Source organism: Kitasatospora saccharophila (assembly GCF_039529925.1).
GTDB lineage: Bacteria > Actinomycetota > Actinomycetes > Streptomycetales > Streptomycetaceae > Kitasatospora > Kitasatospora saccharophila.
In genome coordinates, this window is sequence record NZ_BAAANS010000019.1 from 1 (window position 1) to 19,936 (window position 19,936).

Sequence of the window (19,936 nt, forward strand, 5' to 3'; positions counted from 1 at the left end):
GGAAAGTTGCACTCGCGTCACGGAACACGGTCTACCGGATCAGGCCGCGCCGCGAGGGCAACTTCCCAGAATGATCACAACAGAATACGAGCCCTAGTCGCACCAGCCGTCCCGGTACGCCGCCCAGTGGTCCGGCGTCGCCGCGAAGTCCACGTACAGCGCGAGCCCGAAGTTCTGCCGTCCGCCCGGGCCGAGGCCCAGCCGGGCGCCGCGGACCGCCGCGCGGACGGTCTCGGCGTCGCCCCGGTGCGAGGGCGTGTCCGCCCAGTACGCGGGCAGGCCCATCAGCAGGTCGACGTCCGGCGGGGTGTTGGCGAGGGCGAGCGAGGTCTGCCGGGCGACGTAGCCGCCGTACAGCGACTCCACCGGCATCGAGGTGTCGTAGGACATCACCGCGACCTGGTCGACCCGGCGGGCCGCCGCCGCGAAGTACCCGGCGGACCAGTACTTGCCGTGGTCGCTGAGCGCGAAGGTGACCCGGCCCAGCCCGGGGACGGGGTCGATCTGCGGGGCGGCGACGGACAGCGGGACCGCCCGGGCGGCGGTGAGCGCGTGCACCTGGTCGAGCAGGGCGAGGAAGCCGGCCGAGCCGGAGTGCACCGGCTCCAGGTCGAAGTGGACGCCGTCGAAGCCCAGGTCGAGGACCTGCCGCGCGGAGGCGGTGATCCGGTCCCGGACGTCGGCCCGGTCCAGGTGCAGGCCCTCCTTCTCGGGCGCCACCACGTCCCCCAGCCAGGACTGGACCCGCACCCCGGGCATCGCCGCGTGCGCCCGGGCCAGGAAGTCCGCCGCGCCGGGCGCCAGCCCCGGGTCGAGCGAGCCGTCGTGCGCCAGCGGCCCGGTGTGCACGTACAGGTCGTGGATGCCGGTGCTGCGCACCTTCGCGGCCAGCGCGGTCAGCTCCTCCGGGGTGCGCCGCCCGTCGACCCAGGCGTGGCCGAGCCAGATCGCGTCCCTGCCGCGGGTGCGGGCGTCCGCGGCCGGTTCGCCCGCGTACTCCCAGCGCAGCGCCGCGGCCGCGCCGAGCACCGGCAGGACCAGCAGGGCGAGCGCGGTGCCGAGCGCGGTGAGGGCGCGCCGGCGCCGGCTCCAGCGGGTCCGCTCCCGCCAGCGGCGGCGCGCCCGGGCGGGCAGTGTCCGCCATTCGGACGCGCGCAGGGCGTGCCGGACGTGCTTCCACCGGCTCCGCTTCCCCGAAGTGGGCATGATCGTGCTCCCTTCCGGAGGAGAAGGACGCCCAGGATGCGGAACGGGTTCCGTCCGCACCCCGGGGGACCGATACCCTGGCGGGGTGCGCCCCCGGTCCAGGCGGGACGCATAGCCGACAGCCGTCGCACTCAGGGAGCAGCCACATGGCCACCGTTGTACCCACGTCCGCCCAGCAGGACCGCGCCGACGCCCTGCGAGAGGCCCTCGCCACCCGAGTCGTGGTGGCCGACGGGGCGATGGGCACGATGCTCCAGGCGCAGGACCCGTCGATGGAGGACTTCCAGCAGCTGGAGGGCTGCAACGAGGTCCTGAACGTGACCCGCCCCGACATCGTGCGCTCGGTGCACGAGGCGTACTTCGAGGTCGGCGTGGACTGCGTGGAGACCAACACCTTCGGCGCCAACCACTGGGCGCTGGGGGAGTACGAGATCTCCGACCGGATCTTCGAGCTGTCCGAGGCCGGTGCCCGGATCGCCCGCGAGGTGGCCGACGAGTTCACCGCGAAGGACGGCCGCCTCCGCTGGGTGCTGGGCTCGATGGGACCGGGCACCAAGCTGCCGACGCTGGGCCACACCACCTTCGCGGTGGTCCGCGAGGGCTTCCGGCAGAACGCGGCGGGCCTGATCGCGGGCGGCGTGGACGCGCTGCTGATCGAGACCAGCCAGGACCTGCTCCAGGTGAAGGCGTCGGTGCTGGGCTGCAAGGCCGCGCTGGCCGAGGCGGGCGTGAACCTGCCGATCTTCGCGCAGATCACCATCGAGACCACCGGCACCATGCTGCTGGGCTCGGAGACCGGCGCGGCGCTGACCGCGCTGGAGCCGCTCGGCATCGACTTCATCGGCCTGAACTGCGCCACCGGCCCCGAGCAGTACAGCGAGCACCTGCGCTACCTGGCGAAGAACGCCAAGGTCGGCCTGTCCGCGATGCCGAACGCCGGCCTGCCGGTGCTCACCAAGGACGGCTCGCACTACCCGCTCAGCCCGGCCGGACTCGCCGACGCGCACGAGGTGTTCGTCCGGGACTACGGCCTGGCCCTGGTCGGCGGCTGCTGCGGCACCACCCCCGAGCACCTGCGGCAGCTGGTCGAGCGGGTGCAGGGCCGGCCGCTCGCCCCGCGCGACCCGCGGCCCGAGGCGTCCGCCGCCTCGCTCTACCAGTCGGTGCCGTTCCGGCAGGACACCTCCTACCTGGCGATCGGCGAGCGCACCAACGCCAACGGCTCGAAGAAGTTCCGCGAGGCGATGATCGCCGGGGACTGGCAGAGCTGCGTGGAGATCGCCCGCGAGCAGATCCGCGAGGGCGCCCATCTGCTGGACCTGTGCGTGGACTACGTGGGCCGGGACGGCGTCGCCGACATGCGCGAGATCGCCGGCCGCCTCGCCACCGCCTCCACCCTGCCGATCGTGCTGGACTCCACCGAGCCGCCCGTGCTGCAGGCCGGCCTGGAGATGCTGGGCGGCCGGGCCGTCCTCAACTCCGTCAACTACGAGGACGGCGACGGCCCCGACACCCGGTTCGGGAAGATCGCCGCGCTGGCCCGCGAGCACGGCGCCGGCCTGATCGCGCTGACCATCGACGAGCAGGGCCAGGCCCGCACCGCCGAGCACAAGGTCGCCATCGCCGAGCGGCTGATCGAGCAGCTGGGCCGCGAGTACGGCATCCACGAGAGCTCGATCCTGGTCGACTGCCTGGCCTTCACCCTGGCCACCGGCCAGGAGGAGTCCCGCCGCGACGGCATCGAGACCATCGAGGCGATCCGCGAGCTCAAGCGCCGCCACCCGGAGGTGCAGACCACCCTGGGCCTGTCGAACATCTCCTTCGGCCTCAACCCGGCCGCCCGCCAGGTCGTCAACTCCGTCTTCCTGCACGAGTGCGTGGAGGCCGGCCTGGACTCGGCGATCGTGCACGCCGCCAAGATCCTCCCGATGAACCGGATCCCGGAGGACCGCCGGCAGACCGCCCTCGACCTGGTCTACGACCGCCGCTCCGAGGGCTACGACCCGCTGCAGAAGCTGCTGCAGCTGTTCGAGGGCGTCTCCGCGGCCTCCTCGGCGGCCTCCAAGGCCGAGGAGCTGGCCGCGCTCCCGCTGGAGGAGCGCCTGCAACGCCGGATCATCGACGGCGAGCGCAACGGCCTGGAGGCCGACCTGGACGCCGCCCTGGCCGAGCGCCCGGCGCTGGAGATCATCAACGGCACGCTGCTGTCCGGCATGAAGGTGGTCGGCGAGCTGTTCGGCTCCGGCGAGATGCAGCTGCCCTTCGTGCTGCAGTCCGCCGAGGTGATGAAGGCCGCCGTCGCGCACCTCGAACCGCACATGGAGAAGTCCGACAGCGCGGGCAAGGGCACCATCGTGCTGGCCACCGTCAAGGGCGACGTCCATGACATCGGCAAGAACCTGGTCGACATCATCCTGTCGAACAACGGCTACAACGTCGTCAACCTCGGCATCAAGCAGCCGGTCTCGGCGATCCTGGAGGCCGCCCAGGAGCACAAGGCCGACGTGATCGGCATGTCCGGCCTGCTGGTCAAGTCCACGGTGATCATGAAGGAGAACCTGGAGGAGCTGAACCAGCGCGGCCTGGCCGCCGACTTCCCGGTGATCCTCGGCGGCGCCGCCCTCACCCGCGCCTACGTCGAGCAGGACCTGCACGAGATCTACCAGGGCGAGGTCCGCTACGCCCGGGACGCCTTCGAGGGCCTGCGCCTGATGGACGCCCTGATCGGCGTCAAGCGCGGCGTTCCCGGCGCCGCCCTGCCCGAGCTGCGCAAGCGCCGGCACGCCCGGGTCGAGGTGGAGGAGCCGGAGGAGGTCAACCTCGGCCAGATCCGCTCCGACGTGGCGACCGACAACCCGGTCCCGACCCCGCCGTTCTGGGGCGACCGGATCATCAAGGGCGTCCCGTTCCAGGACTACGCCTCCTGGCTGGACGAGGACGCGCTGTTCAAGGGCCAGTGGGGCCTCAAGGGCGGGCGCTCCGGCGGCCCGACGTACGAGGAGCTGGTGGAGACCGAGGGCCGGCCGCGGCTGCGCGGCTGGCTGGACCGGCTGCAGACCGAGGGCTGGCTGGAGCCCGCCGTGGTCTACGGCTACTACCCGGCCAACTCCAAGGGCGACGACCTGATCCTCTACCGCGAGGACGGCTCCGAGCTGACCCGGTTCACCTTCCCCCGCCAGCGCCGCGGCCGCCGCCTGTGCCTGGCCGACTTCTTCCGCCCGGAGGAGTCCGGCGAGCGCGACGTGGTCGGCCTGCAGGTGGTCACCATGGGCAACCGGATCTCCGAGGCCGCCAACGAGCTGTTCGCCGGCGACTCCTACCGCGACTACCTGGAGCTGCACGGCCTGTCCGTCCAGCTCGCCGAGGCGCTGGCCGAGTTCTGGCACGCCCGGGTCCGCTACGAGCTCGGCTTCGGCGACGAGGACCCGCAGGACGTCCGGGACATGTTCGCCCTCAAGTACCGCGGCGCCCGCTTCTCGCTCGGCTACGGCGCCTGCCCCAACCTGGAGGACCGGGCCAAGATCGCCGAGCTGCTCAAGCCCGAGCGGGTCGGCGTGGTCCTCTCCGAGGAGTACCAGCTGCACCCCGAGCAGTCGACCGACGCGATCGTGCTGCACCACCCCGAGGCCAAGTACTTCAACGCGCGGTAGGTCTTCAACCGGAGATCATCCGTTCGCCGCACCGCCGACCGGTGCAATCCCACCGGCCGGGCGTATTCTTGATGATCCTGAAACGGGCCGGTCCGCTGACCAGCGGGCCGGCCCGTGCCATCCCCGGACGCGTCCGCGCCCGGCCCCGGACGCGCCCGCGCGCCCGGCCACCCACCCGGAAGGACGGCGCGCATGACGACGGTCTCGACCCCGGTCCGCATCGGCGGAGACGGCGAGGACAGCGGCCTGCACGCCGTCCTGCTCGACATGGACGGCACGCTGGTCGACACCGAGGACTTCTGGTGGCAGGCCGAGGTCGACCTGTTCGCCGAACTCGGCCACCGGCTCACCGCCGAGGACCGCACCCACGTGGTCGGCGGCCCGATGACCCGGGTCATCGACTACCTGCTGGGCCGCACCGGCGTCACCCTCAGCCCCGCCGAACTGACCGTGCTGATCAACCAGCGCTTCGTCGACCTGCTGGCCGGCGGCGTCCCGCTGATGCCCGGCGCCGAGCGGCTGCTCAACACCCTGGGCGCGCACGGCGTCCCGGCCGCGCTGGTGTCCGCCTCGCACCGGCACATCATCGACATCGTGCTGCGCAGCCTGGGCGCCCAGCACTTCGCCTTCACCGTGGCCGGGGACGAGGTCGCCCGCACCAAGCCGCACCCCGACCCCTACCTGGCCGCCGCCGCCAGGCTCGGCGCCGACCCGGCCCGCTGCGTGGTCGTCGAGGACACCCCCACCGGGGTGGCCGCCGCCGAGGCGGCCGGCTGTCCGGTCATCGCCGTCCCCTCCATCGCCGCCATCGAACCCGCCCCCGGCCGCCTGGTGCTGCCCTCGCTGGAGCACGTCGACCTGGGCCTGCTGCGAACCCTGGCCGGCGCCCGGGTGTGAGGTTCGTCTCCCTCGCACCGCTTTGCCGGTTTCGTTCCGCGTCCGGTGGTACGCGGAACGTGTCCGGCCGCGCGGATGAAAACGGGCATTGGCTGACAACTCGTCGGGTGCTCGGACAAGATCGTCCGAACCCCGCGCGACCGCCCCGGCCGGACCCTCGGTGACCGTCCGGGGGCGATGTGGCACGCTAAGGCGTCTCAGTCCCCGTGCCGTGCCGACGCCCACCCCGGAAACCCGGGACGACGGGCGCGCACGGCCGCAGCAGACCCGCGGCCCCGCCCCACCCCGGCGCCGGGCGGCGGGCACCGGCGACAGCCGGCCGCACGCAGTGAGGAAGACCACCCCGCATGACGACGCCCAACCGCCTGGCCGCACTCAGCTGCGCCGCCCTCGTCGCCACCACGGCGGCCGGCTGCGCCTCCGTCGAGAAGGCCGCCGGCGGCGGCGACGCCGCCATCACCATGGGCACCACCAACGTGACCAGCGTGCTGGACCCGGCCGGCGCGTACGACGCGGGCTCCTGGCTGATCCTCAACAACGCCTTCCAGTCGCTGCTGAGCTTCCCGGCCGGCGCGACCGAGCCGCAGCCCGACGCCGCCGAGTCCTGCCGCTTCACCGACACCGACGCGCTCACCTACCAGTGCACGCTGCACAGCGGCCTGAAGTTCTCCAACGGGCACCCGCTGACCGCCGCGGACGTCAAGTTCTCCATCGACCGGGTCAAGAAGATCGCCGACCCGTCCGGCCCGAGCCCGCTGCTGTCCACCATCGCCTCGGTGGAGACCTCCGGCGACCGCGAGGTCACCTTCCACCTGGAGAGCCCCGACGCGGTGCTCCCGGCCAAGCTGGCCTCCGCGGCCGGGTCGATCGTCGACCACCAGGTCTTCCCGGCCGACAAGCTGCTCGGCAACACCTCCCTGGTCGGCTCCGGGCCGTACCGGATCGACTCGGTCGAGATGAACGGCAAGGCCCCCAGCAAGGTCCAGCTCAGCGCCAACCCGAACTACCGGGGCACCGCCGAGGTCCGCAACACCAAGTTCACGGTCCGGTACTTCGACAAGCCCGCCGAGCTGAAGTCCGCCCTGGACAGCGCCGCCGTCGACCTCACCGACAACAGCCTCGACCCCGCCCAGGCCGCCGAGATCAAGGACGCGGACCTGGCCGGCACCGGCGCCCTCCGGGTCGCCGAGGGCGCCTCCGGCGACACCCGCTACCTGGTCTTCAACACCAAGGACGAGACCGGCGGCAACCAGGCCGTCCGGCAGGCCGCCGCCCAGCTGATCGACCGCAAGGCGATCTCCCAGGGGGTCTACGCGGGCACCGTGCAGCCGCTGTACTCGGTCGTCCCGGCGGGCGTGGCCGGCCACAGCACCGCCTTCTTCGACAAGTACGGCGAGCCCGACCCGGCCAAGGCCAAGCGGATCCTGGCCAACGCGCACGTCACCACCCCGGTCAAGCTCACCCTGACCTGGTCCCGGGCCCGGGCCGGCGAGGCCGAACTCCAGGCCGTCAAGGAGGAGTTGGAGAACGGCGGGCTGTTCCAGGTGACCGTCCAGCAGGAGCCCGACTGGACGGCCTACCAGGCCGGCTGGAAGAACGGCAGCTACCAGGCGTACACCGTCGGCTGGACCCCCGACTACGCCGACGCCGACGACTACATCAGCCCCCTGGTGGTCAACGGCGGCGCCTACCACAACGGCTGGAACAACCCGCAGATCAGCGACCAGCTGGTGCCGGACTCGATCAAGCTCACCGACCGCACCGGCGGCGGCGCCTACGAGCAGATCCAGAAGATCCTGGCCGACGCCGTCCCGATGGTCCCGCTGTTCCAGAACAAGTCCTTCTACGTCTACCGCCCCGGCATCACCGGCGTGGACGGCACCCTGGACAACACCGGCGTGTTCCGCTTCTGGGCGATCGGCCGCACCTCGCAGTGACGCCCGGCCGCGAACGTCGAACGGCCCGCCACCCCCTCGGGGCGGCGGGCCGTTCGGCGCTGCGGCGGACTACAGCGCGCCCGGGCGCACCAGGCCGCTCTCGTACGCGTACACCGCCGCCTGCACCCGGTCGCGCAGCTGGAGCTTGGTCAGCACGTGGCCGACGTGCGTCTTCACGGTCGTCTCCGAGACGAACAGCTCGGCGGCGATCTCCGCGTTCGACAGGCCGCGCGCCACCAGCCGCAGCACCTCCACCTCGCGCTCGGTCAGCACCGTCAGCGCCTGCGGCGGCGTCTCGTCCCCCGAGGGCAGCTTGGTGGCGTACATGTCCAGCAGCCGGCGGGTCACCGAGGGGGCCAGCATCGCCGCGCCGTCCGCCACCACCCGGATCGCCTGCACCAGCTCCTCGGCCGGCACGTCCTTCAGCAGGAAGCCGCTGGCGCCCGCGCGCAGCGCCTCCACCACGTACTCGTCCAGGTCGAAGGTGGTCAGCACCAGCACCTTCGCCGGGCCGTCCCGGTCCGGTCCGGCGATCCGCCGGGTCGCCTCCACGCCGTCCATCCGCGGCATCCGGATGTCCATCAGCACCACGTCCGGCTGCAGGGCGCGGACCTGGTCCAGCGCCTGCTGCCCGTCGCCCGCCTCGCCGACCACCACCAGGTCGGACTCCGCCTCCAGGATCATCCGGAAACCGGTACGCAGCAGCGGCTGGTCGTCCACCAGCAGCACACGGATCGTCAACCTAGGACTCCTCGCCGGGAATGGTCACACTGGTCAGGGGCAGCGGGTACGGCGGGGGAGTGCCGCCGAACTCCGGGCAGGACGCCTGGTGGTCGCACCAGTCGCACAGCCGGTTGCGCGTCGCCGGGAAGTCACCGGTGGCCACCGCCGCCGAGATCGCCTCCCACAGCGCCTCCAGCTTCCGCTCCACCGCGAGCAGGTCGGCCTCGTCCGGGTCGTACGTCACCACGTCCCCGCCGCCGCCCAGGTAGACCAGCTGCAGGCGCTTGGGGACCACGCCCTTCCAGCGCCACACCACCAGGGCGTAGAACTTCATCTGGAACATCGCCTTGCCCTCGAAGTCCCGCGAGGGCGCCCGGCCGGTCTTGTAGTCCACCAGCCGCACCTCGCCGGACGGCGCGACGTCCACCCGGTCGATGTACCCGCGCAGCAGCAGGCCCGACTCCAGCGCGGTCTCCACGTACAGCTCGCGCTCCACCGGGTGCAGCCGGACCGGGTCCTCCAGCCGGAACCACTTCCGCACCAGCTTCTCGGCGTCCGCCAGCCAGTCGGCCAACTTCTCCGGCTCGCCCGGGAACAGCTGCGCCAGCTCCGGCCGTTCCCCCAGCAACCGCTCCCACTGCGGGCCCAGCAGCCCGAGCGCCCGCTCCGGCGTGCGCTCGGCCGGCGGGTGGTCGAACAACCGCTCCAGCACCGCGTGCACCAGCGTCCCCCGGGTCGCGGCCGCGCTCGGCGGCTCCGGCAGCCGGTCGATCACCCGCAGCCGGTACAGCAGCGGGCAGGTCATGAAGTCACCCGCCCGGGACGGCGACAGCCCGGTCGGCCGGGCGGCCGGACGCGGGGCGGGCGAGGGGTCGGTCTGCTGCATGCCACGACCCTATTGCACCGGAGCGACAGCACGGGCGGACGGGTCGCGGAGGTGGGTACAAGCAAAGGGGAGGGCGGGGGCACCGCCGTTCCCGGGACGAGATCACGTAGCGTACGAGGCACCAGCGGACGGCGGAACGGAAGGAGCACGGTGAACGACACCGAGGGGCGGGCACCACAGGAGCCGAAGCCCGGGGAGCAGCCGCGCGGCGGCATCCTGATGGGCCGTCCGTTCGGCGTGCCCGTCTACGTCACCCCGTCCTGGTTCCTGGTCGCGGCCCTGATCACCTGGGTCTTCGGCAGCCGGCTCGCCGACGTGCTGCCCGACCTCGGCGCGGGCCGCTACCTGCTCGCCTTCTCCTTCGCCGTCGCCTTCTACGCCTCGGTGCTGGTCCACGAGCTCGCCCACACCGTGGTCGGGCTGCGCTACAAGCTCGGCGTGCGCCGGATCCAGCTCCAGTTCCTCGGCGGCGTCTCCGAGATCGAGAAGGAGGCCGACCGCCCCTGGCGCGAGTTCTGGCTCGCCTTCGTCGGCCCGCTGCTCTCGCTGCTGCTCGGCGGCGCCTTCTGGCTCGGCCTGCGCGCCGTCGAACCCGCCACCGTCCCCGGCGTGCTGCTCGCCGGGCTGATGGTCTCCAACCTGGTCGTCGCCGCCTTCAACCTGCTCCCCGGCCTCCCGCTGGACGGCGGCCGGATGCTGCGCGCCGTGGTCTGGGCGGTCACCGGCAACCCGATGAAGGGCACCCTGGCCGCGGTCTGGGCCGGCCGCCTGCTGGCCGTCGCCGTCGTCCTCGGCCTGCCGATCCTCAGCTCCTCCCAGGACGTCGAGCGCACCTCCACCGAGGCCATGGTCGACGGCGTGCTGGCCGCGATCCTCGGCTTCATCATCTGGCAGGGCGCCGGCAACTCGCTGCGCAACGCCCGGCTCAAGGAGGTGCTGCCCCGGCTCAAGGTCCGCGAGATGGCCCGCCGCAGCATCGACGTCCCCGCCGACACCCCGCTCGGCGAGGCCATGCGCCGGGCCCGCGAGGCCCACGCCGGGGCGATCGTGGTGGTCGACGGGCGCGGCGAACCGGTCGCCGTGGTCAAGGAGTCCGCGGTCAGCGCCGTCCCCGAGCACCGCCGGCCCTGGATCGCCGTCACCGCCGTCTCCCGCGACCTCGGACCCGGCCTCACCGTCCCCGTCGACCTGGCCGGCGAACAGATCCTCGACACCCTGCGCCGGGCCCCCGCCACCGAGTACCTGGTGGTCCGCCCGGACGGCTCGGTCTACGGCGTGCTCTCCCTCGCCGACCTCGAACGCAAGCTCACCGCCGCGCTCCAGGGCCGGGCCGCGGGCGCGAACTGATCATGTGGTCGGGGGCAGCCCCCCGGCTCCCGTAGGATGGCCCCCATGTCCGAACCGACCGGTGCCACCCGCCGACGCGGGCCCTTCCAGGTCGGGGACCAGGTCCAGCTGACCGACCCCAAGGGCCGCCACTACACGTTCACGCTCCAGGCCGGGAACCAGTTCCACACCCACAAGGGTATGTTCCCGCACGACGAGCTGATCGGCGCTCCCGAGGGCACGGTCGTCCGCACGACGGGCAACGTCCCGTACCTCGCGCTGCGCCCCCTGCTCCCCGACTACGTCCTGTCCATGCCGCGCGGCGCGGCGGTGATCTACCCCAAGGACGCGGGCCAGATCCTCGCCATGGCCGACATCTTCGCCGGTGCGAAGGTGGTCGAGGCGGGCGTCGGCTCCGGCGCCCTCTCCACCTACCTGCTGCGCGCCGTCGGCGACACCGGCTCGCTCGCCTCCTACGAGCGCCGGCAGGACTTCGCGGACATCGCCAAGGGCAACGTCGAGCGCTACTTCGGCGGCCCGCACCCGGCCTGGAAGCTCACCGTCGGCGACCTCCAGGACAACCTGATCGAGACCGACGTCGACCGGGTCATCCTCGACATGCTCGCCCCCTGGGAGTGCCTGGACGTCGCCTCCAAGGCGCTCGTCCCCGGCGGCCTGATCTGCTGCTACGTGGCCACCACCACCCAGATGTCGCGCACCGTCGAGGCGCTGCGCGAGCACGGCACCTTCACCGAGCCGCAGGCCTGGGAGACCATGGTCCGCACCTGGCACCTGGAGGGCCTCGCGGTCCGCCCGGACCACCGGATGATCGGCCACACCGGCTTCCTGCTCACCGCCCGCCGCCTCGCCGACGGCGTCGAGCCCCCGCTGCGCCGCCGCCGCCCCGCCAAGGGCTCCTACGGCGAGGACTACGAGACCGGTCCCGAGACCGAGCTCTCGCTCGTCGAGCGCGCGGCCATCCGCAAGGCGCAGCGCCAGGCGGCCTCGCACGACGCCCGGGACCTCCCGGAGTAGCACGCACGGCACGCACCCGCCGACAGCCGGGTCGCGGGGGAGCGGCAGGTCACTGCCCGCCCCGCGACCCGGCTGTCGGCGTCTCCCGCCCCGCGCGGTCCCCGCGCCCCTGAGGGGTCGCCCCGGCACCCGGTGTGGAAGGATGCCCGGACCGGAAAGAGGGGAGTCTCGTGGTGACGGAGCGTCGGATACCCGGGCACGCGCGGTCGGGGCTGAAGCACTGGGTGCTGGTCGCGGCGGGCTGCGCGGCCGTGGTGGGCGGGGCGCTGGGCGCCACCTCGGCGACCGGGGCGGTGACGGCGGGTCAGGCGGCCGACGGGCCGACCGCGGAGCCGGCGCCCCCGGCCGCGACGCCGCTGCCGGAGGTCGACCCGGCCAAGGCCGACCTGCCGCTGGAGTGCGGCCCGTTCCCGGTCGCGGTGAGCCTGAAGGCCGCCGCGGTGCTGGACGGCGCCCCGGTGACCGTCGCCGCCGCGCACTGCCAGGCGGACATGGGCACTCCGCCGGACGGGGTGTTCCTGCTGGCCGCCGACGGCGCCCCGGTCACCCTGCTGCCCGACAGCGAGGGCCTGACCGTCACCGAGCTGGCGATCCGCAGCGACGGCTCGGTCCGCGGCACGGCCCGCGGCTACTCCTCCCCGGACGTGCCGCGCTTCTCGCCCGACCTGCGGGTCGACCTGACCTGGACCCGGACCGCCGGGACGTGGACCGGGAACGAGACCCGCACGCCGGTGCACGGCGCCTGAGCGGCCGTCAGTCGGCGTCCGGCCCGTAGACCTCGACGCCGTCCGCCGCCCGGCGGACGTGGATGCAGTCGCCCGGGCAGTCCTTGGCGGAGTCCACCACGTCCTGAAGCAGCGTCAGCGGCACGGGCACGCTCTCGCCCGGCTGCTGGCGCAGTTCGTCGTCCGCGCCCTTGACGTAGGCGAGCCCGTCGATGTCGAGCTCGAAGACCTCGGGCGCGTACTGCGCGCAGATGCCGTCGCCGGTGCACAGATCCTGGTCGATCCAGACTTCGAGTGCCTCGCCAGTCCCCGCCATTGCCCCTGCCGTTTCTGCTCCGGTCGCCCCGCATTCGGGGACATTCCTGTCACGATACATCCGCGCTGCTTTGAACCGTTGAGCGGTGGGCATCTCCTCTACCAAGAGGGGAAGCACGCAGGGCGAACAACCGGACACGCCCGACCCGCCTTTCTGATCACTAAGGGGTTTACATCGCCCTGGTCCCAGGTAGGTTTGGGTCGTCCAGCTCCCCCAGGAGGAGGTGAGGACCGTGGCAGCCCACGATGACGAGTACGACCGCAGCGCCGGCAGGCCCGCACGGGGGTCCGACGAGGCCGCGCAGGTCTCCTACCTCGAACAGGAGATCGCCGTCCTTCGGCGCAGGCTCGCGGATTCCCCGCGCGGATCGAGGATCCTCGAGGAGCGGATCACCGAGCTGCAGACCGGCCTGGCCGGTGTGACCGCCCAGAACGAGAGGCTCGTCGCCACCCTGCGCGAGGCCCGCGACCAGATCGTGGCCCTCAAGGAGGAGGTCGACCGACTCGCCCAGCCGCCGGCCGGATTCGGCACCTTCCTCGAGAAGAACGAGGACGGCACCGCCGACATCTTCACCGGGGGCCGCAAGCTCCGGGTCAACGTCAGCCCCAGCGTGGAGCTGGACGAGCTGCGCCGCGGCCAGGAGGTGATGCTCAACGAGGCGCTCAACGTCGTCGAGGCGATGGCGTTCGAGCGGATCGGCGAGATCGTCACCCTCAAGGAGGTGCTGGAGGGCGGTGACCGCGCGCTGGTCACCGGCCACACCGACGAGGAGCGCGTGGTGCGGCTCGCCGAACCGCTGCACGGCCTGACGCTCCGCCCGGGCGACGCCCTGCTGCTGGAGCCCCGCTCCGGCTACGTGTACGAGGTGGTGCCGAAGTCCGAGGTCGAGGAGCTGGTCCTCGAGGAGGTCCCGGACATCGACTACCGGCAGATCGGCGGCCTCTCCGGCCAGATCGAGCAGATCCGGGACGCCGTCGAACTCCCGTACCTGCACGCCGACCTGTTCAAGGAGTACGAGCTCCGGCCGCCCAAGGGCGTCCTGCTCTACGGCCCGCCCGGCTGCGGCAAGACGCTGATCGCCAAGGCGGTGGCCAACTCGCTGGCCAAGAAGGTCGCCGAGGTGACCGGCCGCCCGCAGGGCAAGAGCTACTTCCTCAACATCAAGGGCCCCGAGCTGCTCAACAAGTACGTGGGCGAGACCGAGCGGCAGATCCGCCTGGTCTTCCAGCGGGCCCGGGAGAAGGCGAGCGAGGGCACGCCGGTCATCGTCTTCTTCGACGAGATGGAGTCGCTGTTCCGCACCCGCGGCTCCGGCGTCAGCTCGGACGTGGAGAACACCATCGTCCCGCAGCTGCTCGCCGAGATCGACGGCGTGGAGGGCCTGGAGAACGTCATCGTCATCGGCGCCTCCAACCGCGAGGACATGATCGACCCGGCGATCCTGCGGCCCGGCCGCCTGGACGTCAAGATCAAGATCGAGCGGCCGGACGCCGAGGCGGCCAAGGACATCTTCTCCAAGTACCTGCGCGACACCCTCCCGTTCCACCCGGACGACCTCAAGGAGCACGACGGCTCGGTGTCGGTCACCGTCGCCGCCATGATCCAGTCGGTGGTCGAGCGGATGTACTCGGAGACCGAGGAGAACCGCTTCCTGGAGGTCACCTACGCCAACGGTGACAAGGAGGTCCTGTACTTCAAGGACTTCAACTCCGGCGCCATGATCCAGAACATCGTGGACCGGGCCAAGAAGATGGCCATCAAGGACTACCTCGACCACGGCCAGCGCGGTCTGCGCGTCTCCCACCTGCTCGCCGCCTGCGTGGACGAGTTCAAGGAGAACGAGGACCTGCCCAACACCACCAACCCGGACGACTGGGCCCGCATCTCCGGCAAGAAGGGCGAGCGGATCGTCTTCATCCGCACCCTCGTCACCGGCAAGCAGGGCGCCGAGTCCGGCCGCTCCATCGACACCGTCGCCAACACGGGGCAGTACCTGTAGCACGCGCACGACCCCGTCCGGCTGCGGCGCTCGGCAGGGCTCCGCAGCCGGACGGCGCGTCTGCACCGGCAGCACCCAGCAGTACCCACAGGTCAGGAGGGCCGCATGACCGTACGGCGCGTGATGGGGATCGAGACCGAGTACGGCATCTCCGTGCCCGGCCACCCCAACGCCAACGCCATGCTCACCTCGTCCCAGATCGTCAACGCGTACGCCGCGGCGATGCACCGGGCGCGCCGCGCCCGCTGGGACTTCGAGGAGGAGAATCCGCTGCGCGACGCCAGGGGCTTCGACCTGGCCCGGGACGTGGCGGACGCCAGCCAGCTCACCGACGAGGACATCGGCCTGGCCAACGTCATCCTCACCAACGGCGCCCGCTTCTACGTCGACCACGCGCACCCCGAGTACTCCTCGCCCGAGGTCACCAACCCGCGCGACGCGGTGCTCTGGGACAAGGCCGGCGAGCGGATCATGGCGGAGGCCGCCGAGCGCGCCCTGGAACTGCCCAGCGGGCAGCGGATCCTGCTCTACAAGAACAACACCGACAACAAGGGCGCCTCCTACGGCACCCACGAGAACTACCTGATGCAGCGGACCACCCCGTTCGCCGACATCGTCCGCCACCTCACCCCGTTCTTCGTCTCCCGCCAGGTGGTGTGCGGGGCCGGCCGGGTGGGCATCGGCCAGGAGGGCGGCGGGCACGGCTTCCAGATCAGCCAGCGCGCCGACTACTTCGAGGTCGAGGTCGGCCTGGAGACCACCCTCAAGCGCCCGATCATCAACACCCGCGACGAGCCGCACGCCGACGCCGAGAAGTACCGCCGGCTGCACGTCATCATCGGCGACGCCAACCTGTCGGAGGTCTCCACCTACCTCAAGCTCGGCACCACCGCCCTGGTGCTGTCGATGATCGAGGACGGCTTCATCGCCGTCGACCTCGCCGTCGACCAGCCCGTGCGCACCCTGCACCGGATCTCCCACGACCCCGACCTCAAGCAGCTGGTCCAGCTGCGCAGCGGCCGCCGGCTGACCGCCGTCCAGCTCCAGATGGAGTACTGCGAGCTGGCCCGCAAGTACGTCGAGGACCGCCACGGGCAGGACGCCGACGACCAGACCCTGGACGTGCTGGCCCGCTGGGAGGACGTGCTGGGCCGGCTGGAGCGCGACCCGATGAGCCTGTCCCGGCAGCTCGACTGGATCGCCAAGAAGGAGATCCTGGAGGGCTACCGGCAGCGCGACGGCCTGGACTGGGACAGCCCCCGGCTCCAGCTGGTCGACCTCCAGTACAGCGACGTGCGGGCCGACAAGGGCCTGTACAACCGGCTGGCGGCGCGCGGCCGGTTCGAGCGGCTCTTCACCGAGGACGAGGTGCGCCGCGCCGTCACCCAGCCCCCCGACGACACCCGGGCCTACTTCCGCGGCCGCTGCCTGGAGCAGTACGCCGACCACGTGGCCGCGGCCTCCTGGGACTCCGTCATCTTCGACCTGCCCGGCCACGACAGCCTCCAGCGCGTCCCGACCATGGAGCCGCTGCGCGGCACCCGGGAGCACGTCAAGGAGCTGCTCGACCGGTGCCGCACCGCCGAGGACCTGGTCCGGGTCCTCTCCGGCGGGTAACTTTTCGATCACCGGGGGTGAACATTTCCCCAGCGGGGAATCATTCCGGTGAGCAGCCAGCGTTGAACGAGAACACCGAACGAGCGGGGTGAGGGAAATGGCGGAGAAGGACAACGGCGGCGGCCAGCAGCGGGCGAGCCGCTCCTCCGAGGAGGTCGAGGAGCAGGCCGCGGAAACGCAGGCTTCGGACGAGCTCAAGGAGCGCCAGGAAAAGCTCAGCGACGACGTCGACTCGGTACTCGACGAAATCGACGAGGTACTGGAATCCAACGCGGAGGATTTCGTGCGCGGATTCGTGCAGAAGGGCGGCGAGTGAGAGGGAGAATCCCCTCCGCCACCGAAAACAGCACCACGAGCGCCGCAGGTGTGCCCTGAGCGCGCCTGCGGCCTCGTGTTCCCGCAAGCTCCCGTGCGCAGCGCGTGGAACCGGCCCCGGAAGCGGGTAGGGTCCGGGGCACCAAGCAACTTTCGATCTTCGATCCGGAAGGACACGTGTGGAAGCCAACCTCAGTGGCACCGGGCGTCTGCCGGCCGCCTTCCTCACCCCCGGCTCCTCCTCGTTCCTCGACTTCCTCGACAGCCACGCGCCCCAGCTGCTCCCCGGCCGGCGCCCCCTCCCGGAGGGGATGACGGTCGAGGCGCCGCACGGCACCACCATCGTCTCCGCGGTCTTCGACGGCGGCGTGGTGCTGGCCGGCGACCGCCGCGCCACCATGGGCAACGTCATCGCCCAGCGGGACATCGAGAAGGTCTTCCCGGCGGACGAGTACAGCGCGGTCGGCATCGCCGGCACCGCGGGCCTGGCGGTCGAGATGGTCCGGCTGTTCCAGCTGGAGCTGGAGCACTACGAGAAGATCGAGGGCGCCGTGCTCTCCTTCGAGGGCAAGGCCAACCGGCTCACCACGATGATCCGCTCCAACCTGGCGATGGCCATGCAGGGCCTCGCGGTCGTCCCGGTCTTCGCCGGCTACGACCTCGACCTCGGCCGCGGCCGGATCTTCACCTACGACGTCACCGGCGGCCGCTCCGAGGAGCGGGCCGGCTTCGCCGCCACCGGCTCCGGATCGGTCTTCGCCCGCGGCTCGATGAAGAAGCTCTACCGGGACGGGCTGACCGGCGAGCAGGCCGCCACCCTCGCCGTCCAGGCGCTCTACGACGCCGCCGACGACGACTCCGCGACCGGCGGTCCCGACCTGGCCCGCAAGATCTTCCCGATCGTCACGCTGATCACCGAGGACGGCTTCCGCCGGCTCACCGAGGACGAGGTCTCCGCGATCGCGGTCTCCATCACCGACCAGCGCCGCCAGCACCCGAACGGCCCGCAGGCCCCGCTCCTCTGAGTCCGCCCCAACCACCGAAGGGAGACCGGCGGTGTCCACGCCGTTCTACGTCTCGCCCCAGCAGGCCATGGCGGACCGCGCGGAGTACGCCCGCAAGGGCATCGCCCGCGGCCGCAGCGTGGTCGTGCTCACCTACGCCGACGGCATCGTCTTCGTCGCGGAGAACACCTCCCGCGCGCTGCACAAGGTCTCCGAGATCTACGACAAGATCGCCTTCGCCGCGGTCGGCCGCTACAACGAGTTCGAGAACCTGCGCATCGGCGGCGTCCGCTACGCCGACCTGCGCGGCTACTCCTACGACCGGGCCGACGTCACCGCCCGCGGCCTGGCCAACGTCTACGCGCAGACCCTCGGCACCATCTTCTCCTCGGTCGGGGAGAAGCCCTACGAGGTCGAGCTGATCGTCGCCGAGGTCGGCCGGAGCGACGCCGACGACCAGATCTACCGGCTCACCCCCGACGGCTCGGTGGTGGACGAGAAGAACGCCGTGGTGGTCGGCGGCAACGCCGACTCCATCGGCAGCTACCTCGGCCAGCGCCACCGCGCCGGGCTGGGCCTCGCGGAGGCGCTCAAGCTGGCCGTCGACGGCCTGGCCCGCGACCCGAACGGCGGCACCCCGCGGACGCTGACGCCGGAGCAGCTGGAGGTCGCGGTGCTGGACCGCCAGCGGCCCCAGCAGCGGAAGTTCAAGCGCATCCTGGGCGGCCAGCTGGCCCGGCTGCTCAGCGGTGACGAGTCGGCCGCCGCCGAGGACGGCGACGACGAGGGCGCCGACACCGAATGACCGGCCCGGGCGGCCCGCCGAACGCGGCGGGCCGCCCGCCCGGTCCACCACCGCCACCGAGGGGTTCCACCGAGCTTCGAACAGAGAAGAGGCGTCCATGGACCGTCGAATTTTCGGGATCGAGAACGAGTACGGCGTCACCTGCACCTTCCGGGGCCAGCGCCGGCTCTCGCCGGACGAGGTCGCCCGCTACCTCTTCCGCCGGGTCGTCTCCTGGGGCCGCAGCAGCAACGTCTTCCTGAAGAACGGCGCCCGCCTCTACCTCGACGTCGGCTCCCACCCCGAGTACGCGACCCCCGAGTGCGACGACGTCACCGAGCTGGTCACCCACGACAAGTCCGGCGAGCGGATCCTCGAAGGGCTGCTGGTGGACGCCGAGCGGCGGCTGCACGAGGAGGGCATCGCCGGGGACGTCTACCTGTTCAAGAACAACACCGACTCGGCCGGGAACTCCTACGGCTGCCACGAGAACTACCTGGTGGCCCGGCACGGCGAGTTCTCCCGGCTGGCGGACGTGCTGATCCCGTTCCTGGTGACCCGGCAGCTGATCTGCGGCGCCGGCAAGGTGCTGCAGACCCCGCGCGGCGCGGTCTACTGCGTCAGCCAGCGCGCCGAGCACATCTGGGAGGGCGTCAGCTCCGCCACCACCCGCTCCCGGCCGATCATCAACACCCGGGACGAGCCGCACGCCGACGCCGAGCGCTACCGCCGGCTGCACGTCATCGTCGGCGACTCCAACATGTCGGAGACCACCACGCTGCTCAAGGTCGGCGCCACCGACCTGGTGCTGCGGCTGATCGAGGCCGGGGTGGTGATGCGCGACCTGACGCTGGAGAACCCGATCCGGGCGATCCGCGAGGTCAGCCACGACCTGACCGGCACCCACCAGGTCCGGCTCGCCAACGGCCGGGAGGCGTCCGCCCTGGAGATCCAGGAGGAGTACTACACCAAGGCGCTGGAGTTCGCCGACCGCAAGGGCCTCAACGAGGGCACCGTGGCCCGGGTGCTGGACCTGTGGGGCCGCACCCTGGAGGCGGTGCGCAGCGAGGACCTGGCCAAGGTCGGCACCGAGATCGACTGGATCATGAAGTACCAGCTGATCGAGAAGTACCGGGCCAAGCACCAGATGACCATGTCCAACCCGCGGGTGGCCCAGATCGACCTCGCCTACCACGACATCCACCGCCGCCGCGGCCTGTTCTACCTGCTGCAGAAGAACGGCCAGGCCCAGCGGGTCACCACCGACCTGCTGACCTTCCAGGGCAAGTCGGTGCCCCCGCAGACCACCCGGGCCCGGCTGCGCGGCGACTTCATCCGGCGCGCCCAGGAGCAGCGCCGCGACTTCACCGTCGACTGGGTGCACCTCAAGCTGAATGACCAGGCGCAGCGCACCGTGCTGTGCAAGGACCCGTTCCGCTCGGTCGACGAGCGGGTGGAGAAGCTGATCGCCGGCATGTGAGCCACCGGCGGCCGACGGTCCGTCGGGGGCGCGCCG

16 protein-coding genes are annotated in these 19,936 nt (G+C 71.8%); 12 read left to right on the forward strand and 4 right to left on the reverse strand.

Features of this window, described 5'->3' with window-relative positions; all coding sequences use genetic code 11:
- Window positions 1–93: 93 nt before the first annotated feature.
- A complete protein-coding gene (locus tag ABD345_RS15655) occupies window positions 94–1,206 on the reverse strand; it encodes a glycoside hydrolase family 18 protein (RefSeq protein WP_344552706.1) in 1,113 nt (370 codons plus the stop codon).
- Window positions 1,207–1,352: 146 nt separating this feature from the next.
- Between ABD345_RS15655 and metH the strand changes: the two genes are divergently transcribed.
- The 3 genes from metH to ABD345_RS15670 all read left to right on the forward strand — a co-directional run bounded on the left by metH (window position 1,353) and on the right by ABD345_RS15670 (window position 7,690).
- The gene (gene metH / locus ABD345_RS15660; protein ID WP_344552707.1) at window positions 1,353–4,856 is read left to right on the forward strand and encodes a methionine synthase; all 3,504 of its coding nucleotides are present in this window, start codon (window positions 1,353–1,355) and stop codon (window positions 4,854–4,856) included.
- A gap of 192 nt (window positions 4,857–5,048) precedes the next feature.
- Window positions 5,049–5,753 carry an HAD family hydrolase gene (locus ABD345_RS15665; RefSeq protein WP_344552709.1) on the forward strand — a complete coding sequence of 235 codons (705 nt, stop codon included), beginning with the start codon at window positions 5,049–5,051 and terminating at the stop codon, window positions 5,751–5,753.
- A gap of 347 nt (window positions 5,754–6,100) precedes the next feature.
- Window positions 6,101–7,690 carry an ABC transporter substrate-binding protein gene (locus ABD345_RS15670; protein ID WP_344552711.1) on the forward strand — a complete coding sequence of 530 codons (1,590 nt, stop codon included), beginning with the start codon at window positions 6,101–6,103 and terminating at the stop codon, window positions 7,688–7,690.
- A gap of 69 nt (window positions 7,691–7,759) precedes the next feature.
- Here ABD345_RS15670 and ABD345_RS15675 read toward each other — a convergent pair whose 3' ends face one another.
- Both ABD345_RS15675 and ABD345_RS15680 read right to left on the reverse strand, forming a co-directional pair.
- Window positions 7,760–8,431: a response regulator gene (locus ABD345_RS15675; RefSeq protein ID WP_344552712.1), complete on the reverse strand. Its 672-nt coding sequence runs from the start codon at window positions 8,429–8,431 to the stop codon at window positions 7,760–7,762.
- Window position 8,432: 1 nt separating this feature from the next.
- A complete protein-coding gene (locus tag ABD345_RS15680) occupies window positions 8,433–9,299 on the reverse strand; it encodes a RecB family exonuclease (protein ID WP_344552713.1) in 867 nt (288 codons plus the stop codon).
- A gap of 150 nt (window positions 9,300–9,449) precedes the next feature.
- Here ABD345_RS15680 and ABD345_RS15685 point away from each other — a divergent pair, with 150 nt between their 5' ends.
- The 3 genes from ABD345_RS15685 to ABD345_RS15695 all read left to right on the forward strand — a co-directional run bounded on the left by ABD345_RS15685 (window position 9,450) and on the right by ABD345_RS15695 (window position 12,406).
- Window positions 9,450–10,646 carry a site-2 protease family protein gene (locus ABD345_RS15685; protein WP_344552715.1) on the forward strand — a complete coding sequence of 399 codons (1,197 nt, stop codon included), beginning with the start codon at window positions 9,450–9,452 and terminating at the stop codon, window positions 10,644–10,646.
- Between the two features lie 45 nt (window positions 10,647–10,691).
- Entirely contained in the window at window positions 10,692–11,660 is a 969-nt protein-coding gene (locus tag ABD345_RS15690) for a tRNA (adenine-N1)-methyltransferase (protein ID WP_344552717.1), read from the forward strand.
- 173 nt (window positions 11,661–11,833) lie between these two features.
- Complete coding sequence (locus tag ABD345_RS15695; protein ID WP_344552719.1) at window positions 11,834–12,406, forward strand: hypothetical protein; 573 nt, start codon at window positions 11,834–11,836, stop codon at window positions 12,404–12,406.
- Window positions 12,407–12,413: 7 nt separating this feature from the next.
- Here ABD345_RS15695 and ABD345_RS15700 read toward each other — a convergent pair whose 3' ends face one another.
- Complete coding sequence (locus ABD345_RS15700) at window positions 12,414–12,701, reverse strand: ferredoxin (protein WP_033212814.1); 288 nt, start codon at window positions 12,699–12,701, stop codon at window positions 12,414–12,416.
- Window positions 12,702–12,933: 232 nt separating this feature from the next.
- Between ABD345_RS15700 and arc the strand changes: the two genes are divergently transcribed.
- The 6 genes from arc (at window position 12,934) to pafA (ending at window position 19,900) form a co-directional block, all read left to right on the forward strand.
- Window positions 12,934–14,700 carry a proteasome ATPase gene (arc, locus tag ABD345_RS15705; protein ID WP_344552722.1) on the forward strand — a complete coding sequence of 589 codons (1,767 nt, stop codon included), beginning with the start codon at window positions 12,934–12,936 and terminating at the stop codon, window positions 14,698–14,700.
- A gap of 105 nt (window positions 14,701–14,805) precedes the next feature.
- On the forward strand, window positions 14,806–16,317 hold the full coding sequence (gene dop / locus ABD345_RS15710) for a depupylase/deamidase Dop (RefSeq protein WP_344552724.1): 1,512 nt from the start codon (window positions 14,806–14,808) through the stop codon (window positions 16,315–16,317).
- Between the two features lie 97 nt (window positions 16,318–16,414).
- The gene (locus ABD345_RS15715) at window positions 16,415–16,633 is read left to right on the forward strand and encodes a ubiquitin-like protein Pup (protein ID WP_344552725.1); all 219 of its coding nucleotides are present in this window, start codon (window positions 16,415–16,417) and stop codon (window positions 16,631–16,633) included.
- 178 nt (window positions 16,634–16,811) lie between these two features.
- Window positions 16,812–17,657, forward strand: coding sequence for a proteasome subunit beta (prcB, locus tag ABD345_RS15720; protein WP_344552726.1), 846 nt, complete (start codon window positions 16,812–16,814; stop codon window positions 17,655–17,657).
- Window positions 17,658–17,688: 31 nt separating this feature from the next.
- Window positions 17,689–18,441, forward strand: a complete 753-nt coding sequence (gene prcA, locus ABD345_RS15725; RefSeq protein WP_344552727.1) for a proteasome subunit alpha — start codon at window positions 17,689–17,691, stop codon at window positions 18,439–18,441.
- 97 nt (window positions 18,442–18,538) lie between these two features.
- Window positions 18,539–19,900, forward strand: coding sequence for a Pup--protein ligase (gene pafA / locus ABD345_RS15730; RefSeq protein WP_030458364.1), 1,362 nt, complete (start codon window positions 18,539–18,541; stop codon window positions 19,898–19,900).
- Window positions 19,901–19,936: the final 36 nt, after the last annotated feature.